The organism is Bartonella sp. AP58NXGY, from assembly GCF_042195785.1.
Taxonomy (GTDB): domain Bacteria; phylum Pseudomonadota; class Alphaproteobacteria; order Rhizobiales; family Rhizobiaceae; genus Bartonella.
Genome location: NZ_JBHIOY010000260.1, coordinates 1 through 704, shown reverse-complemented (window position 1 = coordinate 704; position 704 = coordinate 1). Strand labels below are relative to the sequence as shown.

At 34.5% G+C, this 704-nt stretch carries 1 protein-coding gene; it reads left to right on the top strand.

The genetic code is table 11. The features are described from left to right. Positions 1 to 704, top strand: a 704-nt coding sequence (locus tag ACFINC_RS10820; RefSeq protein WP_375617214.1) for a type ISP restriction/modification enzyme, incomplete at both ends; no start/stop codon positions are given.

Below are 704 nucleotides of genomic sequence, written 5' to 3'. Positions count from 1 at the left end.
AGATTCTTGGGTTTGTAATTTTTCAACAGATGCACTAAGTACATCTGTGCAAAAGACAATTGATTTTTTTAATGAACAAAGGCGTCTCGTTGCTGAAAATCCGTCTATATCTATGAAAAAAATCATTGATTATGATACTACAAAAATCAGTTGGACGGATGCTCTTATCTCCAAATTAAAACGGAGCATAGAAGCAACATTTGAATCTCATCTAAAAGCTCTCATTCTTTATCGCCCGTTTATGACAACGTGGCATTATGCATCATCATTCCTTAATGAACGGATAGGACAAACGCATCAATTTTTTAATTCAAATCTCCCTGATAATCTTGGTATTTGTGTTTCAGGTAGTGGTAGTAACTCAAGTTTCTCTTGTCTCATGACTAATAAACCCATTACCTATGATACATTAGAAAAAACAAGATGTTATCCGCTTATGTTTCATTGTGAAGAGAAGAAACATCATGACCATAGCTTATTTATAACAAATGAAAAAAAGAAAGTTCGTGATGGCATTACAGATGCGGGATTAGCACACTTTAAAACTGCTTATCCTAATGAAGCCATAACAAAAGATGATATATTTTATTATGTTTACGGTTTACTTCATTCGGAAGATTATCGCCCTCGTTATGCCGATAACCTTTCTAAAGAACTGCCTCGTATCCCCTGTGTAAAGAGTGCTGATGATCTTTGGAAACTTG